The sequence below is a fragment of the Nonomuraea roseoviolacea subsp. carminata genome (assembly GCF_024172185.1).
GTDB classification, from domain to species: Bacteria; Actinomycetota; Actinomycetes; order Streptosporangiales; family Streptosporangiaceae; genus Nonomuraea; species Nonomuraea roseoviolacea.
Genome location: NZ_JAMZEC010000001.1, coordinates 7,083,546 through 7,103,031, shown reverse-complemented (window position 1 = coordinate 7,103,031; position 19,486 = coordinate 7,083,546). Strand labels below are relative to the sequence as shown.

Here is a 19,486-nt window from a genome sequence, read left to right as displayed (position 1 = left end):
TGGCCGGTCGCAGGTCCAGGTCGGCCGGGGGCGCGCCAGGAGCGCCCGCCGAAGTCGCCGGCGGACAACGTGCCGTCACCTGTGATAGCTGCGCCCCTGAGCAGGCGGGCGGGGATGGTGCGGCCTCGGGCGGGGCTGGCGTGGGCCATGCCCGAGGCTGGGCCGCCGTCCAGCCGGGGGGCGCCATTCCCGCCGGTCAGATCGTGGCCCGTCGATCATCCGGATGTCGTCCACGGTAACCAGGTGATCGTCACGACTGCCACTCATTAACCCTGGACGCCTCGGCCGGCCCGTGAGGCTTCAGACCAGAACGAGCACTCCGGCCAGTGCCACCAGCGTGACGAGCAGCGCCGAGACGGCCCCGAGGGCGACGGCGCGGCGGCCGGTGCTCAGCAGTTCCCGCACCCGTACGGCCGTCCCCATCGCGAAGAGGGCGGCGGTGAACAGCACCGTCTCGGCCGTCCTGATCGGCGCGAGCCAGCCGTCCGGCACCGCGCCGAGGCTGCGCAGGGCGACCACGGCCAGGAACCCGGCGACGAAGAGCGGCACCACGGGAGTCCGGCCCCGGGGGCCCGGCCCGGCGGTGCGGCGGCGCCAGAGGCTGACGCCCGCGATGAGCGGGGCGAGCATGACGACCCGGGTGAGCTTGACGACCACGGCCGTGGCGAGGGCGGCCTGTCCGGCGGTCTGCGCCGTGGCCACCACCTGGGCCACCTCCTGCACGCTCGCCCCGGCCCAGACGCCGAAGCTCTCGGCGGGCAGGTGGAGGAGCCCGCCGGCGAGGGGCAGCAGGGCGATCGCGACCGATCCGTACAGGGTGACCAGGGCGACGGCGGTCATGACGTCCCGCTTCTCGCTGTCGGTCACGCCGTCCATGGCCGCGATGGCCGCGGCGCCGCAGATGGAGAAGCCCGTGGCCACGAGGAGGGCGGGGTCGCGGCCCAGGCCGAGCCGCGTCCCGAGCCACCAGGTGCCGGAGAACGTCACGGCCACCGTCGTCACGACCAGCAGGAGCACCGGGAGTCCCAGGGCGAGGACGTCCGGCACCGCGAGCCGCGCGCCGAGCAGGACGACGCCGAGGCGCAGCAGCCGCCCCGAGGCGAACGTCAGGCCGGGCCGCAGCACCTCCGGCCGCGCGCCGAGGTTGCCCAGGAGGGCGCCGAGGACGACGGCCACCATCAGCGGGCTCACGGCGGGCACGAGCGCGTTGACGGTCACCGCGACCGCGACCCCCGCGGCGGCCACGAGCAACCCTGGCACCAAGGAGCCTCCGCCGGTCGCGCCGCGCACCGCGCCGACGGAGGGCGGGGAGGGCGAGTCGGTGTCCGCCGGGCTGGAGGACGGCGAGCGCGTGGAGAACGAGCGGGTCGACGACGCACTCGTAGGCGGCGTGCGGGTGGACGCCGCGCTCACAGGCGGGGAGTTCAGCGACCCCGCAGAGGCGGACGAGGGATGGGCGGACGACGCACTCGAAGACGACGCAGGGGTGGACGCCGTGCTCATGGACGGCGTGGGGGTGGACGCCGTGCTCATGGACGGCGTGGGGGTGGGCGCCGTGCTCATGGACGACGTGCGGGTGGACGCCGTGCTCATGGACGACGTGCGGGTGGACGCCGCGCGGGTGGGCGGCGTGTCGGAGGGCGGGCTGGTGGACGCGCTCATGAGCCGATCTTCACAACCCTTCGGCATGCCCGGTAGCCACCGGTTTCGCAGCGGGTCATACGGTGAGTGCATGACCCGACGATGGCCCGACCTGGGCAGCCTCGAACTGCTGCTGCTGATCGCCGAGCACGGCAGCCTCGGCAAGGCCGCCAGGCTGCACGGCATCACGCAGGCGTCGGCGAGTCGCCGGCTCGACACCCTGGAGCGCGAGCTGGGCGTTCCCCTGCTGCACCGCTCGACCACCGGTTCCCGGCTCACCCCGCAGGGCGAGGTCGTCGCGGGCCGGGCCCGGGTGGCGTTGGAGGCGGCCGGTGAGCTGCTGACCGGCGTGGAGGCGCTGCGCCGCGATCGCGACGCCCGGGTGCGGGTGGCGGCCAGCATGACGGTCGCCGAGTACCTGCTGCCTGGCTGGCTCGTGGCGCTGCGCCGTGCCGCGCCGGACGTGGAGGTGGGGCTGCGGGTGGCCAACTCGGGTGAGGTGTGCCGCCTGGCGGAGGAGGGCGAGATCGACGTGGGCTTCATCGAGTCGCCGTACGTGCCGGAGGGGCTGACCGCCCGGCTCATGGCGCAGGACCGGATGGTCGTCGTGGTGGGGCCCCGGCATCCCTGGGCGCGGCGGCGCGCTCCTCTGGAGTTCGCTGAGCTGGCGGCGGCGCCGCTCGTCATGCGTGAGCCCGGTTCGGGCACCCGGCACGCCGTCGATCGGTTCCTGGCCGGGCGGGACGTCGCCGCCCCGGCCCTGGAGCTGTCCTCGAACGCCGCGGTGAAGGTGGCGGTGGAGGCGGGGGTCGCCCCGGCGGTGCTCAGCGTGCTGGCCGTGGCGGCCGAGCTGCGCGAGGGGCGGCTGGTCGAGGTGCCCGTCGCGGACTTCGACGGGCGGCGGCCGCTGTTCGCCGTGTGGCGGGGCCGGACCCGGCTGGCGGGCGCCGCGGCCGAGCTCGTCCGCCTCGCCGCCGCCTCGGGTCACGCCGGCCTCGTCGATCCCGGTCGAGCCAGCCTCGCCGGGGCCTCGGGTCACGCCGGCCACATGCCCGAACAGCGCCGTACAGGAGACCGGAGGCAGCCGGGGAAGGGGGCCGGCGGGTGACCGGTGAGTAAGGGGAGGGTTGACCATACTTGACCATTAGTGGATAACGGAATCCGGCACGGGCAGCACACCCGCACTGTTTCGGAGCACCCGATGACGAGCCTCGCCTCCCCAGCGCTGGTCGGACGCGACACGCAGCTCAGGGCGCTCCTCCACGCGATCACCGACCCGCCCGCCGTGGTGCTGGTGCAGGGTGAGGCGGGGATCGGCAAGACCCGGCTGGTGCGCGCCGCCGTCGAGCTCCTCCCGGACGAGCGCACCGTGCTGGTCGGCCACTGTCACCAGCTCAGGGAGCCGTTCCCGTACGGGCCGGTCTTCGACGCGCTGCGCCACGTGGCCGCGGCGCTGCCCGACCGCTCGGCGCTGAACCCGGTGACCGGGACGCTGCGCGGCTACCTGCCGGAGCTGGCCGAGCACCTGCCGCCGGCGCCGGCTCCGCCGCCCGTTGACGACCCGAGCGCGGAGCGCCACCGGTTGTTCCGGGCCGTCCACGCGCTGCTGAGCGCGGCGGGGCCGGTCCTGCTCGTGGTGGAGGACCTGCACTGGGCCGACGACGGCACGCGCGACCTGCTGCGCTTCCTCACCGACCAGCCTCCGGCGGCCCTGGCCCTGGTGGTCACGTTCCGGCGGGAGGACCTGCCGGTGCCGGGACTGCCGTTCGGCCACGCCTACCGGCATCCGCAGGGCGTCAACAGCTCGGTGGTGGCGCTGGCGCCCCTGGACGTGGAGGAGGTGCGGCGGATGGCGGGCACCCTGCTCGGCCGCGCGGAGCTGTCCGTGTCGTTCGCGGCCCGGCTGCGCGAGCACACGGGCGGCGTCCCGTTCGTGGTGGAAGAGGTCGTCCGCTCGCTGCTCGACGAGGCCGGCCGGTTCCCCGGGGCCGACGAGGACGGCGAGGCGGACCCCACCGGCCTGGACCGCATCGCGGTGCCGCTGCTGCTGCGCGAGGCGATGGCCGAGCAGCTCGCCGGCCTCTCCCCCGCCGCGCTGCGCGCCGTGCACGCCGCCGCCGTGCTCCAGCTTCCCGCCGACGAGTCGCTGATCGCCGCCGTGGTGCATCCGCCGGGCGGCGAACCGGGGCCGGCCGCCACCGGAGCCCGGCCGTCCGGCGGCGAGAGGCCCCCCGGACACGAGAGGCCGCGCGGGGACGAGAGGGCGGGCGGCGACGAGGGGGCGGGCGTCACCGTGTCCGGGCCTCCGCGCGCCGGCGACCGCACACCGTGGCACAGCGACCGCGCACCATGGGACGGCCACCGCGCGCCATGGGACAACGACCGCGCACCATGGGACGGCGGCCCGGACGGGACGGGGCTGCGCGAGGCCCTCAGGGCGGGCGTGCTGCTGGAGCACCCCGACGGCCAGTACGGCTTCCGGCACACACTCGCCCAGCAGGCCGTCTACGACGCCATCCCCGGCCCCGACCGGCGGCTGCTGCACCGGCGGGCCGTGGCGGCGCTGGCCACGCTCGACCAGCGGCCGCTGGTCCGGCTCGCCTACCACGCCAGGCGCGCGGGCGACTTCGACGCCTGGCGGCGGCACGGCGAGGCCGCCGCCGACCAGGCCGCGGCGCTCGGTGACGTGCCGCTCGCCGTCGAACTGCTGGAGGGCATGCTGGCCGACCCCAAGCTGCCGCACGAGGCCCGCGGCCCGCTGGCCCTGCGGCTCAGCAGGCTGGCCGCGGTCGGCCTGTCGCACCGGCGGGTCGTGCGGCTGCTGCGCCGCCTGCTGTCGGACGACTTCCTGGCGCCGGAGGCGCGCGGCGAGGCCCGGCTCAACCTGGGCGTGCTGCTGTCGAACCAGGCCGGCGCGATCGAGGCGGGACGCCGCGAGGTGCTGGCCGCGCTCCCCGACCTCACCGGACGGCCCGGGATGGCGGCCAGGGGGCTCGCGCTGCTGGCCATCCCGGCCTGGGGTCCCGAGCCGATCGCCACCCACCAGAAGTGGATGGAGCAGGCGGAGAGCCTGGTGGTCGCGGAGGACGACCCGGAGCTGGCGGCCACGGTCCACGCCAACAAGGTCGCCTTCGCCATGCTGGTCGGCTCGCCGGAGGCGTTCGAGCTGGCCGAGTCCCTGCCCGCGGACCACCCGTCGGCGGGGGTGCGGCGGCAGGTGGCCCGCGCCTACTCCAACCTGTGCGACGCGGCCATCCCGCTCGGCCACTACGCGGCGGCCGAGCGGTACGCGCGCCTCGGCCGGCGGATCGCCGAGGAGAGCGGCGCCCTGTACCCGGTCTACCTGGTGGAGATGTCGTCGATCCGGCTCGACTGGCTGACCGGGCGCTGGGACCGGCTGCGGGAGCGGGCGGTCGCGGCGGTCGAGCGGATGCCGGAGGCGCCGCTGCTCGGCGTGGACGCCCAGCTCGTGCTCGGCATGCTGGCGCTGGCCTGGGGCGAGTGGGAGGAGGCCGGGCGGCGCCTGGAGGCGGCGGGGCCGCGGGGGGCCGACTCGGCCTTCCTGCCGGTGGCGGCGTGCGCCTCGGGCGGCCTGATCGAGCTGTCGCTGATCCGCGGCGAGGTGGACGCGGCGCTGGCCGAGGCGCGCGGCGCGGTGGCGCGGCTGCGCCGCAAGGGCGTGTGGGTGTGGGGCGACCAGCTCGTCCCGGCGGCCGTCACCGCGCTGCTGAGGGCGGGGCGCCGTCATGAGGCGGCGGAGCTGGTGGCGGAGTTCGCCGCGGGCATCGAGGGCCGCGACGCGCCGTCGGCGATGGCGGCGCTGGAGGTGGCGCGCGGGGCGCTGGCGCGGGGCCGGGGCGTGCCGGCGGAGGCGCTGGAGTGCCATGTCCGGGCGCGGGCCGCGTACGAGGCGATGTCCAGGCCGTACGGCGCGGCCCGGGCGGCGGAGGACGAGGCGGACACCCGGCTGGAGCTGGGCGACAGGGAGGGGGCCGCGCGGCTCGTCGCGGACGCCGCCGAGCGGTACGCCACGCTCGGCGGCACCCACGACGCGGCCCGCTGCCGCCACAAACTGCGCACGATCGGCGTGGGCGGGCCGCCGCGCCGGGGCCGCAGGGCGGCCGGCGGCGTGCTGTCGCCCCGGGAGCGCGAGGTGGCCCGGCTGGTGGCGCAGGGCCGCACGAACCGGGAGATCGCCGAGGTGCTGTTCCTGTCGCGCCGTACGGTGGACACGCACGTGGCGCGGGTGCTGCAGAAGCTCGGCGTGCGCACCCGCACCGAGGTGGACCCGCCCCCCTGACCGCATCTACCACATGCTGGCGATGTGGGTCGTGCCCTTGCCGCTGGCTGCGGCCTTGGTCCTCCGGACCGGACTTCCCCGTTGGGGAGCGGCCGCTGTGGCGGGGTCGGTCACGTTCGCGTTCCCCGCCCAGGCCCTGAATGCACTCATGCCCAACCCCTCGCTTTCCGATCTTCCCGAGGCGTGCTACGCGCTCCCCTTCGTTCTCGCCGCGACGATCTCGTACGCGGCCGCGGCGTGGGCCGCTTCTCGTAACCCCTCGTGGTCGTCACGGGCGGCGGCGGCCGCCGCGATCTGCGCGTTCGTCGTCGCGGCGCTCCAGGGCCGGGCCGCCGTGGCCGACTGGCCCCCCGGTGGACGCCCTGATGACGTCAGGCTCGAACTCGAGTACCGGAACGGCGACTCGATGTCCTCCATCTCCATCGTTCCCGCGGCTCACCGCACCGGGAGGCGACGTGCTGCTGGCGGAAGACCATGGCATGACGAGTCTGTACGCCCGCCGCGACGACACCCTGATCCGCGTCGTAGGTGCCTCCGAGGCCGAGGTGCGCACCGTCCTGGCCGCTCTGAGCCCGGCGAGTCCGGCATCGCCGGCACGCGTCTGAAGAACAGCGAGAGCCGCTCGGCCTTGACCGAGCGGCTCGCTGAGCTCCTCCCTACCGGGGGTCAGACGGTGATGCTCCAGGAGTCCAGGAACCCGGTGTCACCGAGGTAGACGTCGCTGACCTCGAGGGTCCAGGTGCCCGCGGCCTGCTGGCTGACCGGCACCGAGTACGTCCGGGTGCCGTAGGAGGTGCAGCTGGTGCCGCCGTACCGGTCGACCGCGTACCACTGGCCGTTCGGGCCGCGCAGCCAGATGTCGAGGTCCTCGGCGCAGGTGTGGCTGATGGTGACCGACAGCTTGACCGGGGAGGCGGCGGTGCCCGTCGCGGTGGAGGTGATCGGGCTCTGCACGGTGGAGTAGTCGGAGATCGTGTAGTTGGTGTCGTTGGTGAACGTCCGGCCGCCCGAGGTGCCCTGGACGGTCAGCGCGTAGGTGGCGGTGTGGGTGGCGGTCTCGCCGGTGCCCGTCACCGTGACGTTGTAGGAGCCGGCGGGGGTGGTCGGGGCGGTGGCGATCGTCAGGGTGGACGAGCCGCCGGAGGTGACCGAGGCCGGGTTGAAGGTGGCCGTGGCGCCGGTGGGCAGGCCGCTGGCCGACAGGTTGACCGCCTGGGCGTTGCCGGCGGTGGTCTGGGTGGCGATGGTGGTGGTGGCCGACGAGCCCGCCTGCACCGTGCCCGAGGCCGGGTTGGCCGAGATCGAGAAGTCACGGGTCTGCGTGCTGCCGACCTGGAGGGTGTAGACGGCGCTGTGCGTGGTGGTGCCGGCGCCGTTCACGGTGATCCGGTAGCTGCCCTGGGCCGCCGAGGAGGAGACGGACAGGGTGAGCGTCGAGGAGTTGCCGGAGGTCACCGACGACGGGTTGAAGCTCGCGGTGACGCCGCTCGGCAGGCCGGTGGCGCTCAGGTTGACGGTCTGCGCGCTGCCCGAGGTGGTCTGCGTGCTGACCGTGGTGGTCACCTGCTGGCCCGGCTGCGCGCTGCCCGAGGCCGGGTTGACCGACAGCGAGAAGTCGTTGCCCGGAGTGCCGCAGGCGGGCTCGCCGGACGCGGCGGCCACGGCGATCGCGCTGAAGGCCGCCTTGGTGGTGTTGCACTCGACGCTGTTGGCGCCGTAGAGCTCGATCGCCGCCGCGACGGCCGCGGCGCGCACGTTGGTGTAGCGCCAGGACGACGTCTTGCGGTTCAGGGCGCCCATGTAGATCTTGCCGGCCTTCTCGATGCCGAGGCCGGTCACCGAGGAGGGTCCGCCGGAGCAGATGGGGCTGGACGGCTTGCCGCCGCCGGGGTTGCTGCCCTCGGCCAGCAGGTAGAACCAGTGGTTGATGGGGCCGGCCGCGGAGTGCACCTCGGTGTTGGGGATCGAGGTGGACCAGCAGTTGGGGTCGCCGAGCGCCGACGGGTTGTACATGTTGCGGATCGGGCCGTCGCCGACGAGGTCCACCTCCTCGCCGACCAGGTAGTCCGGCGGGTCATTGGGGTTGTTGGCGTAGTGCTCGGTCAGGGCGCCGAAGATGTCGCCGGTGCCCTCGTTGATGCCGCCGTTCTCGTTGCCGGAGCCGGCGCCGCCGGGCGTGGTCTGGAAGATGGCGTGGCCGAACTCGTGCGCCACGACGTCGATGGGCGTGGCCTGGCGGGTGTTGGCCTGGTTGTGGCCGAAGTTGGTGTAGCTGCCGTTCCAGTACGCGTTGACGTCGCTGAGGCCGACGCGGGCGGGGAAGCCGCTGCCGCTGCCGTTGATGCCGTTGCGGCCGAGCCAGTCGCGCAGCATGTCCCACTCGCGCTGGACGGAGTACAGCGCGTCGACGCAGGCGGTCTCCAGGTCGGTGCCCGAGCCGTTGCCCCAGTTGTCGTCGGTGCCGGTGTAGGCGGAGCCGTTCTGGCCGCCGCACTTGATGCCCGGCCGGGTGGTGTCGGTCATGGAGTACGAGCTGCCGGAGCCGCTCGTGTTGATGGTGACCTGGCCGTAGTAGTAGCCGTTGCCGGTGCCCTCGCGCACCTGGTCGTAGGAGTCGGCGATCTCGCCGGTGCGGGCGTCGACGAAGACGTGCTGGATGCTCGGCTTGCCGTCGGCCAGGCCGCCGACGACCGCCTCCCAGGTGAGCCGCGGCTTGCCGCCCCAGGTGAGCACCACGAGGCGCGGGTCGGCGGTGTCGTCCACACGGGAGAGCTTGGTCTTGGCCACCCGCAGGGCGCGCGCGGCGCTGATGTCGGGCTTGGTGGCCAGGTCGGCCGGGGCGGGCCCGGACTCGGCGACGGTGTCGCGGACGTGGCCGGCGGAGTCGGTGACGACCACGGCGTCGCCGCCGACCATCGGCAGGCCCTTGTAGGTGCGCTCGTAGGAGACGAAGAACATGTCGCCCGCGCCCTTGACGACCTTCAGGCGGCGGTACGCCTCGTCGGCCCCCTTGGCGAGGTTGTCCATGCCGCTGGAGATCGCCTGGTCGGCGACGGCGGCGGCGCGGGACTCGGGGTCGGCGGCGACGCGCGCCTGCCCGCCGGAGCCCTTCTGGGCGGGGGTGGCCCCGGGCGGGGCCGCGAAGGCGGGGAGAGCGGGTAAGGCGGACAGCACCATGGCCGCGGCCGCGGTGAGTCCCACGGTCGCGGCAGCCAGGCCCTTGCGTTTCACGCTTGTGCTCCTTTCGGCTGTCCCCGGCCGGCCGCCCGGGTGGGCGGGCGCGGGCCCGCGTCGCAGGGGTCACCTGTGAGCACGGACCGGTCGGGGAACGGGGGGTGTGTCGCACGTGCGAAGGATCACTGCGAGCCAGACGGTAGGCGCTTGTCACAAAGCTGGGAATCCGTATGCATATCGGTAGGCATACTGATAATTCCGACTCTGGCCCGGGATAAGTGGGAACACCGCGGACGCCGGAGGCGTCCGTCAGAGGTGCCGGGTGCGTCCGCCGGGGGTCAGGACGTGGCGTGGCGGGCGCGGAAGTGGGCCGCCTTCGCGCGGTTGCCGCACTCGCGCATGTCGCACCAGCGCCGGCCGCCGCCGCGCGAGGTGTCCACGTACAGCCGGGTGCACGCCTCGGCGCCGCACTCCTTGATCCGCGCGGCGCCCGGCCCGCCGAGCAGCTCCACGGCCTGCCGGGCGACCGTCGACAGGACGGCCGTCAGGTCGCCGGCGCGCTCCACCCCGCCCCCGGGGCCGAGCCGGACGCCGGCGGGCGGCTCGGCGGCGGCCCGGTTGACCAGCTCCCGGTCGCCCGGCGCGCCCGCTCCGGTGGCCAGCCGGTAGACGGCCTCGCGCAGCTCCTTGGCGGCGGCCAGGCCGGCCGGGGTGACCGCGCACGGCCGGTCGAGGACGCCCGCCGCCACGGCCCAGCGGCCCAGGTCGGCCGGCTCGCGCAGCAGGTCGAGCCGGTCGGACCGGCGGTGCTGGACGGTGCCGGCCAGGTCGAGGGCGAGGTCGCCGCTGACGAAGGTGAAGCGTGCCACACCCCCATGTTAACCGCCTTGACAGGTTACGGACGCGGGCACCACAGTGGAATAACCGGCTTGGATGGTTATGGAGGAGGCGTGGCGATGGCCGTCCCGACGATGGAGACACCGGCCCGGACCAGGACACCGGTCGGCGTGCCGGCCCTGTTCGTGGTGGCGTGGAGCAGCGCCTTCGTGGCGGGCCTGATCGGCGTGGGCGCCGCGCCGCCGCTGCTGCTGACCTTCGCCCGCTTCGCGCTGGCCGGGCTGCTGCTGGGCGGGTACGCGCTGGCGGTCCGCGCCCCGTGGCCGCGCGGGCGGCGGCTCGCGCACGTGGTGGTGGCCGGGCTGCTGGTGCAGGCGGTGCAGTTCGGGGCGTTCTACTCGGCGCTCGGCCGCGGGATGCCCGCCGCGGTGATCGCGCTGGTGCAGGGGCTGAGCCCCATGGTCGTCGCGCTGCTCGCCGGCCGGGCGCTGGGCGAGCGGATGAGCCGCGTGCGGTGGGCCGGGTTCGGGCTGGGCGCCGCCGGGGTGGCCCTCGCGGTGGCCGACCGGGTGAGCTTCTCGCCCTCCGCGGTGGCGCTGTGCGCGATCGGGCTGGCCGGGCTGAGCGTCGGCACCGTGTACCAGAAGCGCTTCGCCTCGGACATGGACGTGCGCACGGGCACGGCGGTGCAGTTCCTGGCCGGGGCGCCCGTGATGGGGCTGGCCGCGCTGCTGCTGGAGACGCCGCGGGTCGCCGACTGGGGCGCGTTCGGCGGCGCGGTGGCCTGGCTCGTGCTGGTCAACTCGATCGGCGCGTTCCTGCTGCTCAACACCATGCTGCGGGACGCGCCGGCGAGCCGGGTGAGCACGATGTTCTTCCTCACGCCCGCCGTGACGGCCGTCATGGCCTGGCTCCTCGCCGGGCAGGCGCTGCACCCGCTCGCGGTGGCCGGTCTGGTCGTGGGCGGCGCCGGCGTGTTCCTGGCGGCCCGCCGCTGAGCGGCGGTGACGTCAGAGCTGCTGGGTGGGGGGCTTGGGGTCGGGATACCCGGACCGGGAGACCTCCTGGCCGGGGTCGAGCTCGGCGCCGAGCTGCGCGGTCCACGGCACGCCGGCGCGGGTCTCCGGCGCCTCGACGCGGAAGCGCGGCAGCGCCTCGGGGAAGTTCTCCCGGACGTAGCGGACGAGGTGCTCGCGGACGTCGCACTTGAGGTCCCAGGCGGACGGCGAGTCGGCGGCGCTCATCAGGGCGCGCAGCTCGATCAGGCCGTTCGGCAGGACGTCGGTGACCTGGAGGGTCCAGTCCTTCTGGTCCCACAGCGGGTTGGACTGGATGAAGGTGTACAGCTCCTCCCGCAGCTTCTCCACCGGGACCGACCAGTCCACCCGCAGGAACACCACGGCCACGACCCGGCTGCCGTGCCGGGTCCAGTTCTCGAACGGGTTCTGCGTGAAGTACGAGACCGGCAGCACGAGCCGCCGCTCGTCCCACAGCCGGACCACCACGTACGTGAGCGTCAGCTCCTCGATGCGACCCCACTCGTTGTCGACCACGACCACGTCGTCGAGGCGCAGCGCGTCGCTGAAGGCGAGCTGGAGGCCCGCCAGCGCGTTGCCGATGGTCGGCTGGGCGGCGATGCCGACCACGGCGCCGGCGATGCCCGCGGAGGCGAGCAGCCCGGCGCCCAGCGCCCGCACCTGCGGGAACGAGAACAGCATCGCGCCGAGCGCGACCACGATGATGCTCGCGGCGGCGATCCGGCGGACCAGCGCGATCTGCGTCATGATCCGCCGGGCCCGCCGGTTGCGCTCGCCCTCGACCCGCACCAGCCGTTCGAGCACCACGTCGGTCAGCGCGTAGCTGGCCTGGACGATGAGCCAGGTGACGGAGGCGATCGTGACCAGGCCGAGCCCCCGCTCGACGGCGGAGGACAGGTCGCGCTCCTGGGGGGTCATGCCGAACATGCCCGGCCCGAACACGAAGTTGGCCGCCACCACCGCGGCCACGGCGAAGGCGGGCCACGTGCAGTGCTCCACCAGGTGCCCGGCCAGCGCCGAGCGGCGCCTGGCGCGGATCAGGAGCCTGCGGACGATCTCCACGACGAGGATCGCCCCCACGACGGAGACGGCCAGGATGGGCCAGTCAGCCGGCGACTGCACGTGTCATGCCCCCAATGTCACTAAAGGTCGTCTTAAAAGCTCTCGTCAAAACTCACATTGCCCTCAACGGCCACCTGATACGCAGAAACCCGGCGTTCAAAGAAGTTCGCCAGCTCCTGCACGTCCTGGAGCTCCATGAAGGCGAAGGGATTGGCGGTGCCGTACCGCGTGGGCAGCCCGAGGCGGGCCAGCCGCTGGTCGGCGACGTATTCAAGGTACTCGCGCATCTGGTCCGCGGTCATCCCCGGCATGCCGTCGCCGCACAGGTCGCGGGCGAAGGCCAGCTCGGCCGCCACCGCCTCCTCCAGCATCGCGGTGACCTGCTTGGCCAGCTCGTCGTCGAACAGCTCGGGCTCCTCGGCGCGCACGGTGTCGACGACGCTGAACGCGAACTCCATGTGCATGGACTCGTCGCGGAACACCCAGTTCGTACCCGTGGCCAGGCCGCCGAGCAGCCCCCGCGAGCGGAACCAGTAGACGTAGGCGAAGGCGCCGTAGAAGAACAGACCCTCGATGCAGGCGGCGAAGCAGATCAGGTTGAGCAGGAACTGCCGCCGCTCGGCGGCCGTCTCCAGCCGCCGCAGACCGTTGATCGAGTCGATCCACCGGAAGCAGAACTCCGCCTTGTCGCGGATCGACGGGATGTGCTCGATCGCCGCGAACGCCTTGACCCGCTCGTCCGGGTCGGGCAGGTACGTGTCGAGCAGCGTCAGGTAGAACTGCACGTGCACCGCCTCCTCGAAGAGCTGCCTGCTCAGGTACAGGCGCGCCTCGGGGGCGTTGACGTGCTGGTAGAGGTTGAGCACGAGGTTGTTGGCGACGATCGAGTCGCCGGTGGCGAAGAAGGCGACCAGCCGGTTGATCAGGTGGCGCTCCTGCGGCGTCATCTTCGCCAGGTCGGCGAGGTCGTTGTGGAGGTCCACCTCCTCGACCGTCCAGGTGTTGCGGATGGCGGCCCGGTAGCGCTCGTAGAAGTCGGGGTAGCGCATGGGGCGCAGGGTCAGGTCCATTCCCGGGTCAAGCAGCATGTCTGGAAATCTCCGTACGTGGGGTGGTCTTCGGGGTGACGGTCGCGCGGCCTACTGGCAGGCCTCGCAGACCTCCGGGTTCTCCAGCGAGCAGGCGATCGCCGCGGCGGCCTCCTCGGCGGCCGGCAGCGCGGGGGCGGGCACGGGCGCGGGGGCGCCGGCGGTGAACGCCGCGGAGCCCGCCACGGTGGTCTGGGCGATCCGGGTGGCCGGCCGCGAGCGCAGGTAGTACGTGGTCTTCAGGCCCTTCTTCCAGGCGTAGGCGTACATCGACGAGAGCTTGCCGATGGTCGGGCTGGCCATGAAGAGGTTGAGCGACTGCGACTGGTCGATGTACGGCTGGCGGGCCGCCGCGAGGTCGATCAGGGCCTTCTGCGGCAGCTCCCAGGCGGTCCGGTAGAGGCTCCGGAGGTCGTCCGGGATGCCGGGGACGTCCTGGATCGAGCCGTCGGCCCGCTTGATGGCGTCGCGCATCTCCTGCGTCCACAGGCCGCGCGCCTGCAGGTCGGCCACCAGGTAGCGGTTGACCTGGAGGAACTCGCCGGACAGCGTCTCGCGCTTGAAGACGTTCGACACCTGCGGCTCGATGCACTCGTAGCAGCCGGCGATCGAGGCGATCGTCGCGGTCGGGGCGATGGCGATCATCAGCGAGTTGCGCAGGCCGGTCCTGGCGATCTTCTCGCGGAGGGCGTCCCAGCGCGGCGAGGCCGCGGCGCCGGCGTAGTGGTCGGCGTGCAGCACTCCCCCGGCCGCGCGGGTGTCGGCGTACGAGGGGTGCCGGCCGCGCTCGGCGGCCAGGTCGGCGGAGGTGTCGTAGGCGGCCAGCGCGATCTCCTCCGCGATGCGGGTGGACAGCTCCAGCGCCCGCGGCGAGTCGAACGGCAGGCGCAGCGTGAAGAACACGTCGGCCAGCCCCATCACGCCGAGCCCGATCGGCCGCCAGCGCCGGTTGGCCGCCTCCGCCTCGGGCGTCGGGTAGAAGCCGAGGTCGATGGTGCGGTCGAGGAAGCGCACGGCGGTCCGCACGGTGGCGCGCAGCCGCTCCCAGTCCAGGTCGGCGCCGTCGCGCAGGTGCGCGGCCAGGTTGATCGAGCCGAGGTTGCACACCGCCGTCTCGGCGTCGCTGGTGACCTCCAGGATCTCGGTGCACAGGTTGGACAGGTGGATGACGTTCTCCGGCCGGGCGGTCTGGTTGGAGGTGCGGTTGGCCGCGTCCTTGAAGGTCATCCAGCCGTTGCCGGTCTGGGCGAGCGTGCGCATCATCCGCCCGTACAGGGTGCGGGCCGGGACGCGCCGCACCTGGCGGCCCTGCTCCTCGTAGGCGCGGTAGGCGCGGTCGAACGCCTCGCCGTACAGGTCGGTCAGGTCCGGCACGTCCTTCGGGTCGAACAGCGACCACATCTCGTCGGCCTCGACGCGCCGCATGAACTCGTCCGGCACCCAGTTGGCGAGGTTCAGGTTGTGCGTGCGGCGGGCGTCCTCGCCGGTGTTGTCGCGCAGCTCCAGGAACTCCTCGATGTCGGCGTGCCAGGTCTCCAGGTACACGCAGGCGGCACCCTTGCGGCGGCCGCCCTGGTTGACGGCGGCGACGGACGAGTCGAGCGTGCGCAGCCACGGGACGATGCCGTTGGAGTGCCCGTTGGTGCCGCGGATGAGCGAGCCCCGGGAGCGGACCCGGGTCCACGCGATGCCGATGCCCCCGGCGTACTTCGACAGGCGGGCGACCTGGCCGTACCGGTCGTAGATGGCCTCCAGCTCGTCGCGGGGCGAGTCGAGCAGGAAGCACGACGAGAGCTGCGGGCGGCGCGCGCCGGAGTTGAACAGCGTCGGCGAGCTCGGCAGGTACGACAGGGTGCTCATGAGGGCGTACAGCTCGGCCGCCTCGGCGACGGTCGCGGACAGGCCGCAGGCGACGCGCAGCAGGAAGTGCTGCGGGCGCTCCAGCACGGCGCGGGTCTCCGGGTGGCGCAGCAGGTAGCGGTCGTAGACGGTGCGCAGGCCGAAGTACTCGAAGCGGTCGTCGGCGTCGGCCGGCACCAGCGCGTCCAGCTCGGCGGCGTGCGCGGCGACGAACGCCGCCAGCTCGTCCTGCACCAGACCGGCCGCGTGGGTGGCGGCGACGGACTCGGAGAACGACCGCACCCCGCACGACGCGGCCTCGGCGGCGATCTCCTCGGCCAGCAGCCGGGCGGCGACCCGGGAGTTGGCGGGGTCGGTGATCACCCGGGCGGCGGCCTCCTCGATGGCCAGCCGGCGGTCACCCTCAACGATGGTCGTCACGTGCTCTCTCCTCGCGAGCTCACCCCGGTGAGGGCACGCGAGAGCACGGCGGCGCGGGTGGTCCCCGGCCGCGACGGCCCCCGGGCCCTCCCTCGAGGCCCTGGACAGGTCAGCCGGTGGTGCTCCGGCACGCTGGCAGGTCTTCGGGCTCGCGGGCAGGCGCGCGTGAGCAGCTCACGCGCGTGGTTCTAGTGGCCGTCGCTTCCCGGATACGCTCCAGTGCTCTGTGACGGCGGTCGTTCCCGCTCACCGCTGCGGGGCAGCCCCGGAATCGCACCGGGTTCCCTTTTGCTCCGCCCTGACGGGCGAACCAGCGACGAGCAGGATCCTACATCTAGTGCCCGCTGACGCAACTAGGCCCGCATGTTGTGCTGTTCGTGTCGACGAGCCCGAGGTCGCGGAACACCCCGCGGGTGCGGCCGATCTCGGTGGCGAGCCAGGCGGCGAAGTCGTCCCCGAACAGCGGGAGGGCGCTCCAGCCGCGCCTGCGGCACGCCTCGCGCCAGGGCGCCGAGCCGGAGACCGCCTCGCACATCTCCAGGGCGGCGTCGCGCGTGTCGCCGGTCATGCCGTGCGGGCCGACGACCGCGCACCAGGCGGCGAAGTCGACCCGCACCCCGCTCTCCAGCAGGCTCGGGGCGTCGATCCCGTCGACGCGGTGCGCGCACGAGACGGCCAGCACCCGGAAGCGTCCCGTGCGGATGTCGTGGCGCCAGTCGGCCAGGGCGCCGGCGGCGGCTGCCACCTTGCCGCCGAGCAGGGCGGCGGCCACCTCGACGCTGCTCGGGTAGCCGGTGTAGACGACCTGGCGGGTGTCGGCGCCGAGGCCCTGCGCGACCAGGCCGAACAGCAGGTGGTCGGGCTCGCCCCGCGGGCCGCCGGCCAGCACGGTCTCGCCCGGCCGGGCCAGCAACTGGGTCCCGAACTCCTCGAAGTCACGGAACTTCGAGGCGGCGGGCACGACCACGACCTCGATCTCCCCGGCGAGCCGGGCCAGCGGGGTGGCGGTGTCGAGGAGCGTGGGCCCGTCGTCGAGCGCGGCGGCGGCCAGCGCGGGCAGGCCGGTGACGGTGATGGGGGTGGCCTGGTCGTGCCGCGACACGGCGAACCCGGCGTCCCAGGCGGCGGTGGCCAGCGCGCCGGCCACGCGCGTCCAGCGGTCGCCCTGCGGCACGATGGCGAACCGGCCGCGCACGCCCCGGCCGGGGGCGCCCCGCGCGCCGCAGCCGGCGGCGCCGGCGAGCCCGGAGGCCGCGAGGGCCAGCCCGAGTGCGATCACCTGCCGTCGGCGCATGGCGTGCCTCCCCCGGTCCGCGAGGCGCGACCTCGCTACACCAGGTTAGCGAACCATCACGAGCCGTCACACTCTGGGGCCACTCCCCCCAATAGGGTGCTTCCACCCCACACCCGCCATCAGGTACGAACCCGCACCAGGCTCGCCCGCCAGGCGGGGCCGGTCGGGACGCCAGTCCGCCGCGTGCACCAGCCCGGGCTCGACCAGGGCGAAGTCGCCGAAGAACCGCCGGATCGCGGCCGGGTCCCGGGCGGCGCCGCCGCCCCGCGCGGCCGGGGCGACGCCGGCCGGGCGGCCGGGGGTCACGGAGTGGGTGATCACGAGGTGGCTGCCCGGCGCGACCGCCTCGCGCAGCCGGTCCGCCATCGCGTACGGACCGTCCGCGTCCGGGACGAAGTGCAGGATCCCCACCAGCAGGACCCCGACCGGGCGGCCGAGGTCCAGCACGTCCGAGGCGCGGCCCAGCACCTCGTCCACGTCGAGCAGGTCGGCCTGGAGGAAGGCCCGGCGGCCCGGGCCGGGCCCTTCTCCGTCGTGCTCGCCCAGGAGCGCCCGCGCGTGCGCCGCCACGACCGGATCGCGGTCGACGTACACGACCCGGGCGTCCGGGACGATCTCGTGGACGCTGCCCTGGGTGGGCAGCCCGCTGCCGAGGTCGAGGAACTGGCGCACGCCGGCGTCGGCCAGATGGCGCACGGCCCGCCGCAGGAAGCCGCGGTTGGCCCGGGCCATCGGCACGGCCTGCGGGACCAGCGCCACCAGCCGCTCGGTCGCCTCGCGGTCGACGGCGTAGTTGTCGTGGCCGCCGAGCAGGTAGTCGTACATGCGGGCGACGTTCGGCGTGTGAGGATCGAACTCGGCCACATCCGGATCTTAGGTCGAGATTGCTCCGCTAACACGACCTTTGAGCGATTGTGGCCATAGTGCCGCACATATTTATTCGACTGTGACACTCTTGGCGAGGTTGCGAGGCTTGTCCACATCGCGGCCCAGCGCCACGGCGGCGTGGTAGGCGAGGAGCTGGAGCGGGATCGTCAGCAGGATCGGGTCGAGCTCGATCTCGTTCTTGGGCACCACGATCACGTCGTCGGCCAGCTTCTCGTCGGGCTCGCGGTGGCCCACCATGAGCACCTGGCCGCCGCGGGCGCGGATCTCGCCGAGCGTGGTGAGGTTCTTGTCGAGCAGCTCGTCGTCCGGGACGATCGCCACCGTCGGCATCTCCGGGCCGATCAGCGCGAGCGGGCCGTGCTTGAGCTCGCTCGCCGGGTACGCCTCGGCGTGGACGTACGAGATCTCCTTGAGCTTCTGGGCGCCCTCGCGGGCGACCGGGTAGCCGCGCACGCGCCCGACGAACATCATGCTCGGGTACGGGGCGTACTTCTGCGCCAGCTCGGCGATCTTGTCGTTCTGGGTGAGGATCTCCTCGATCTGCGCGGGCAGGCGGCGCAGCCCCTCGACGATGCGGCGGCCGTCGGCCGGCGACAGGTCGTGCACGCGGCCGAAGTGCAGGGCGAGCAGCGCGAAGGCCAGCGCGGTCGAGGTGAACGCCTTGGTCGAGGCGACCGAGACCTCCGGGCCCGCGTGCAGGTAGACGCCGCCGTCCACCTCGCGGGCGATGGCGCTGCCGACCGCGTTGACGATGCCGATCACCCGGCCGCCCTTGCGCTTGAGCTCCTGCACGGCGGCCAGCGTGTCGTAGGTCTCGCCCGACTGGCTGATCGCGACGTAGAGGGTGTCGGGGTCGACGACCGGGTTGCGGTAGCGGAACTCGCTGGCCGGCTCGGCGTCGGCCGGGATGCGGGCCAGCTCCTCGATGAGCTGGGCGCCGATCTGGCCGGAGTAGTAGGCGGAGCCGCAGCCGATGATCTTGACGCGGCGGAAGGAGCGGGTCTCGCGGGCGTCCATGTTGAGGCCGCCCAGGTGGGCGATGTGGAAGCGCTCGTCGAGGCGGCCGCTCATGGTGCGGGCCACGGTCTCGGGCTGCTCGGAGATCTCCTTGAGCAGGTAGTGCTCGTAGCCGCCGGTGTCGTAGTGACCGGCGTCCCAGTCGACGGTCAGCGGCTCCTTGGCCGTCTCGCGGGCGTCGCTGGCGAAGGTGTGGAAGCCGTCGGCCTTGAGCACGGCCAGCTCGCCGTCCTCCAGGTGGACGACCTGGCGGGTGTAGCGGACCAGCGCGGCCACGTCGGAGGCGGCGAACATCTCCTTCTCGCCGATGCCGAGCACGATCGGGCTGCCGTTGCGCGCCACGACCACCTCTCCCGGCCGCTCGGAGTCCACGACGGCGATGCCGTACGTGCCGACGACGCTCTTCAGCGCCTTGCGGACGGCCTCCTCCAGCGAGTCGGTCTCCTGGACGGTGCGGGCGATCAGGTGGGCCAGCACCTCCGTGTCGGTCTCGGAGACGAACACGGCGCCGTCGGCCGCCAGCTTGGCGCGCAGCTCGCCGGCGTTCTCGATGATGCCGTTGTGGACGACGGCGACCCGCTCGTCGGACGACAGGTGCGGATGCGCGTTGACGTCACTCGGGACGCCGTGCGTGGCCCACCGCGTGTGACCGATGCCGAGCCCGCCCTTGAACCTGGCCGGCATGACCTTGGCCAGGTCGGCGACCCGGCCCTTGACCTTGCGGACCTTGAGCCCCTTGTTGGACACCACGACACCGGCCGAGTCGTACCCGCGGTACTCCAGCCGCTGCAGGCCCTCCAGCAGGATGGGGGCGGCGTCCTTGGGGCCGACGTAGGCGACGATTCCGCACATCCGACATCTCCTATCC

Annotated in this window: 14 protein-coding genes and 1 riboswitch; of the genes, 4 read left to right on the top strand and 10 right to left on the bottom strand. The window is 73.6% G+C overall.

Going from position 1 to position 19,486, the window contains the following annotated elements; translation table 11 throughout:
- Nucleotides 1-300: 300 nt before the first annotated feature.
- Nucleotides 301-1,260 carry a YeiH family protein gene (locus tag HD595_RS32735; RefSeq protein ID WP_253775787.1) on the bottom strand — a complete coding sequence of 320 codons (960 nt, stop codon included), beginning with the start codon at nucleotides 1,258-1,260 and terminating at the stop codon, nucleotides 301-303.
- On the opposite strand from HD595_RS32735, the gene HD595_RS32730 reads away from it, so the two are divergent.
- Both HD595_RS32730 and HD595_RS32725 read left to right on the top strand, forming a co-directional pair.
- Nucleotides 1,208-2,749 (top strand): LysR family transcriptional regulator, encoded by a 1,542-nt coding sequence (locus HD595_RS32730; protein WP_253775785.1) that lies wholly within the window; start codon nucleotides 1,208-1,210, stop codon nucleotides 2,747-2,749. The genes HD595_RS32735 and HD595_RS32730 overlap by 53 nt on opposite strands.
- A 93-nt stretch (nucleotides 2,750-2,842) precedes the next feature.
- Nucleotides 2,843-5,941, top strand: a complete 3,099-nt coding sequence (locus HD595_RS32725; protein ID WP_253775783.1) for an ATP-binding protein — start codon at nucleotides 2,843-2,845, stop codon at nucleotides 5,939-5,941.
- A gap of 186 nt (nucleotides 5,942-6,127) precedes the next feature.
- On the opposite strand, the gene HD595_RS32720 is transcribed toward HD595_RS32725, so the two are convergent.
- Nucleotides 6,128-6,358 carry a hypothetical protein gene (locus tag HD595_RS32720; protein WP_253775781.1) on the bottom strand — a complete coding sequence of 77 codons (231 nt, stop codon included), beginning with the start codon at nucleotides 6,356-6,358 and terminating at the stop codon, nucleotides 6,128-6,130.
- A gap of 38 nt (nucleotides 6,359-6,396) precedes the next feature.
- On the opposite strand from HD595_RS32720, the gene HD595_RS32715 reads away from it, so the two are divergent.
- Nucleotides 6,397-6,546: a hypothetical protein gene (locus tag HD595_RS32715; protein WP_253775779.1), complete on the top strand. Its 150-nt coding sequence runs from the start codon at nucleotides 6,397-6,399 to the stop codon at nucleotides 6,544-6,546.
- A gap of 61 nt (nucleotides 6,547-6,607) precedes the next feature.
- Here the strand turns inward: HD595_RS32715 and HD595_RS32710 are convergent, their stop codons facing one another.
- Together HD595_RS32710 and HD595_RS46965 are read right to left on the bottom strand one after the other, a co-directional pair.
- Nucleotides 6,608-9,172 (bottom strand): M4 family metallopeptidase, encoded by a 2,565-nt coding sequence (locus tag HD595_RS32710; RefSeq protein WP_253775777.1) that lies wholly within the window; start codon nucleotides 9,170-9,172, stop codon nucleotides 6,608-6,610.
- Between the two features lie 281 nt (nucleotides 9,173-9,453).
- Nucleotides 9,454-9,984 (bottom strand): CGNR zinc finger domain-containing protein, encoded by a 531-nt coding sequence (locus HD595_RS46965; protein WP_253775775.1) that lies wholly within the window; start codon nucleotides 9,982-9,984, stop codon nucleotides 9,454-9,456.
- A gap of 87 nt (nucleotides 9,985-10,071) precedes the next feature.
- On the opposite strand from HD595_RS46965, the gene HD595_RS32700 reads away from it, so the two are divergent.
- A complete protein-coding gene (locus HD595_RS32700) occupies nucleotides 10,072-10,950 on the top strand; it encodes a DMT family transporter (RefSeq protein ID WP_253781392.1) in 879 nt (292 codons plus the stop codon).
- Between the two features lie 12 nt (nucleotides 10,951-10,962).
- Here the strand turns inward: HD595_RS32700 and HD595_RS32695 are convergent, their stop codons facing one another.
- The 6 genes from HD595_RS32695 to glmS form a co-directional block, all read right to left on the bottom strand.
- Nucleotides 10,963-12,111 (bottom strand): mechanosensitive ion channel family protein, encoded by a 1,149-nt coding sequence (locus HD595_RS32695; RefSeq protein WP_253775774.1) that lies wholly within the window; start codon nucleotides 12,109-12,111, stop codon nucleotides 10,963-10,965.
- Between the two features lie 32 nt (nucleotides 12,112-12,143).
- Nucleotides 12,144-13,139: a ribonucleotide-diphosphate reductase subunit beta gene (locus HD595_RS32690; RefSeq protein WP_253775772.1), complete on the bottom strand. Its 996-nt coding sequence runs from the start codon at nucleotides 13,137-13,139 to the stop codon at nucleotides 12,144-12,146.
- Between the two features lie 51 nt (nucleotides 13,140-13,190).
- Nucleotides 13,191-15,419, bottom strand: a complete 2,229-nt coding sequence (locus HD595_RS32685) for a ribonucleoside-diphosphate reductase subunit alpha (protein ID WP_253775769.1) — start codon at nucleotides 15,417-15,419, stop codon at nucleotides 13,191-13,193.
- A gap of 117 nt (nucleotides 15,420-15,536) precedes the next feature.
- A riboswitch (cobalamin riboswitch) is annotated at nucleotides 15,537-15,749 on the bottom strand.
- 4 nt (nucleotides 15,750-15,753) lie between these two features.
- Nucleotides 15,754-16,713 (bottom strand): Bug family tripartite tricarboxylate transporter substrate binding protein, encoded by a 960-nt coding sequence (locus tag HD595_RS32680; protein WP_253775767.1) that lies wholly within the window; start codon nucleotides 16,711-16,713, stop codon nucleotides 15,754-15,756.
- A 66-nt stretch (nucleotides 16,714-16,779) separates the two neighbouring features.
- Nucleotides 16,780-17,577: an SAM-dependent methyltransferase gene (locus HD595_RS32675; protein ID WP_253775765.1), complete on the bottom strand. Its 798-nt coding sequence runs from the start codon at nucleotides 17,575-17,577 to the stop codon at nucleotides 16,780-16,782.
- Between the two features lie 72 nt (nucleotides 17,578-17,649).
- Nucleotides 17,650-19,470 carry a glutamine--fructose-6-phosphate transaminase (isomerizing) gene (gene glmS, locus HD595_RS32670; RefSeq protein WP_253775764.1) on the bottom strand — a complete coding sequence of 607 codons (1,821 nt, stop codon included), beginning with the start codon at nucleotides 19,468-19,470 and terminating at the stop codon, nucleotides 17,650-17,652.
- Between the last annotated feature and the right edge of the window lie 16 nt (nucleotides 19,471-19,486).

Excerpts from the sequence above, each read along its gene's own strand:
- HD595_RS32725 (WP_253775783.1), top strand. The coding sequence starts at position 2,843 with ATGACGAGCCTCGCCTCCCCAGCGCTGGTCGGACGCGACACGCAGCTC.
- HD595_RS32720 (WP_253775781.1), bottom strand. The coding sequence starts at position 6,358 with ATGGAGGACATCGAGTCGCCGTTCCGGTACTCGAGTTCGAGCCTGACG.
- HD595_RS32700 (WP_253781392.1), top strand. The coding sequence starts at position 10,072 with ATGGCCGTCCCGACGATGGAGACACCGGCCCGGACCAGGACACCGGTC.
- HD595_RS32690 (WP_253775772.1), bottom strand. The coding sequence starts at position 13,139 with ATGCTGCTTGACCCGGGAATGGACCTGACCCTGCGCCCCATGCGCTAC.
- HD595_RS32680 (WP_253775767.1), bottom strand. The coding sequence starts at position 16,713 with ATGCGCCGACGGCAGGTGATCGCACTCGGGCTGGCCCTCGCGGCCTCC.
- glmS (WP_253775764.1), bottom strand. The coding sequence starts at position 19,470 with ATGTGCGGAATCGTCGCCTACGTCGGCCCCAAGGACGCCGCCCCCATC.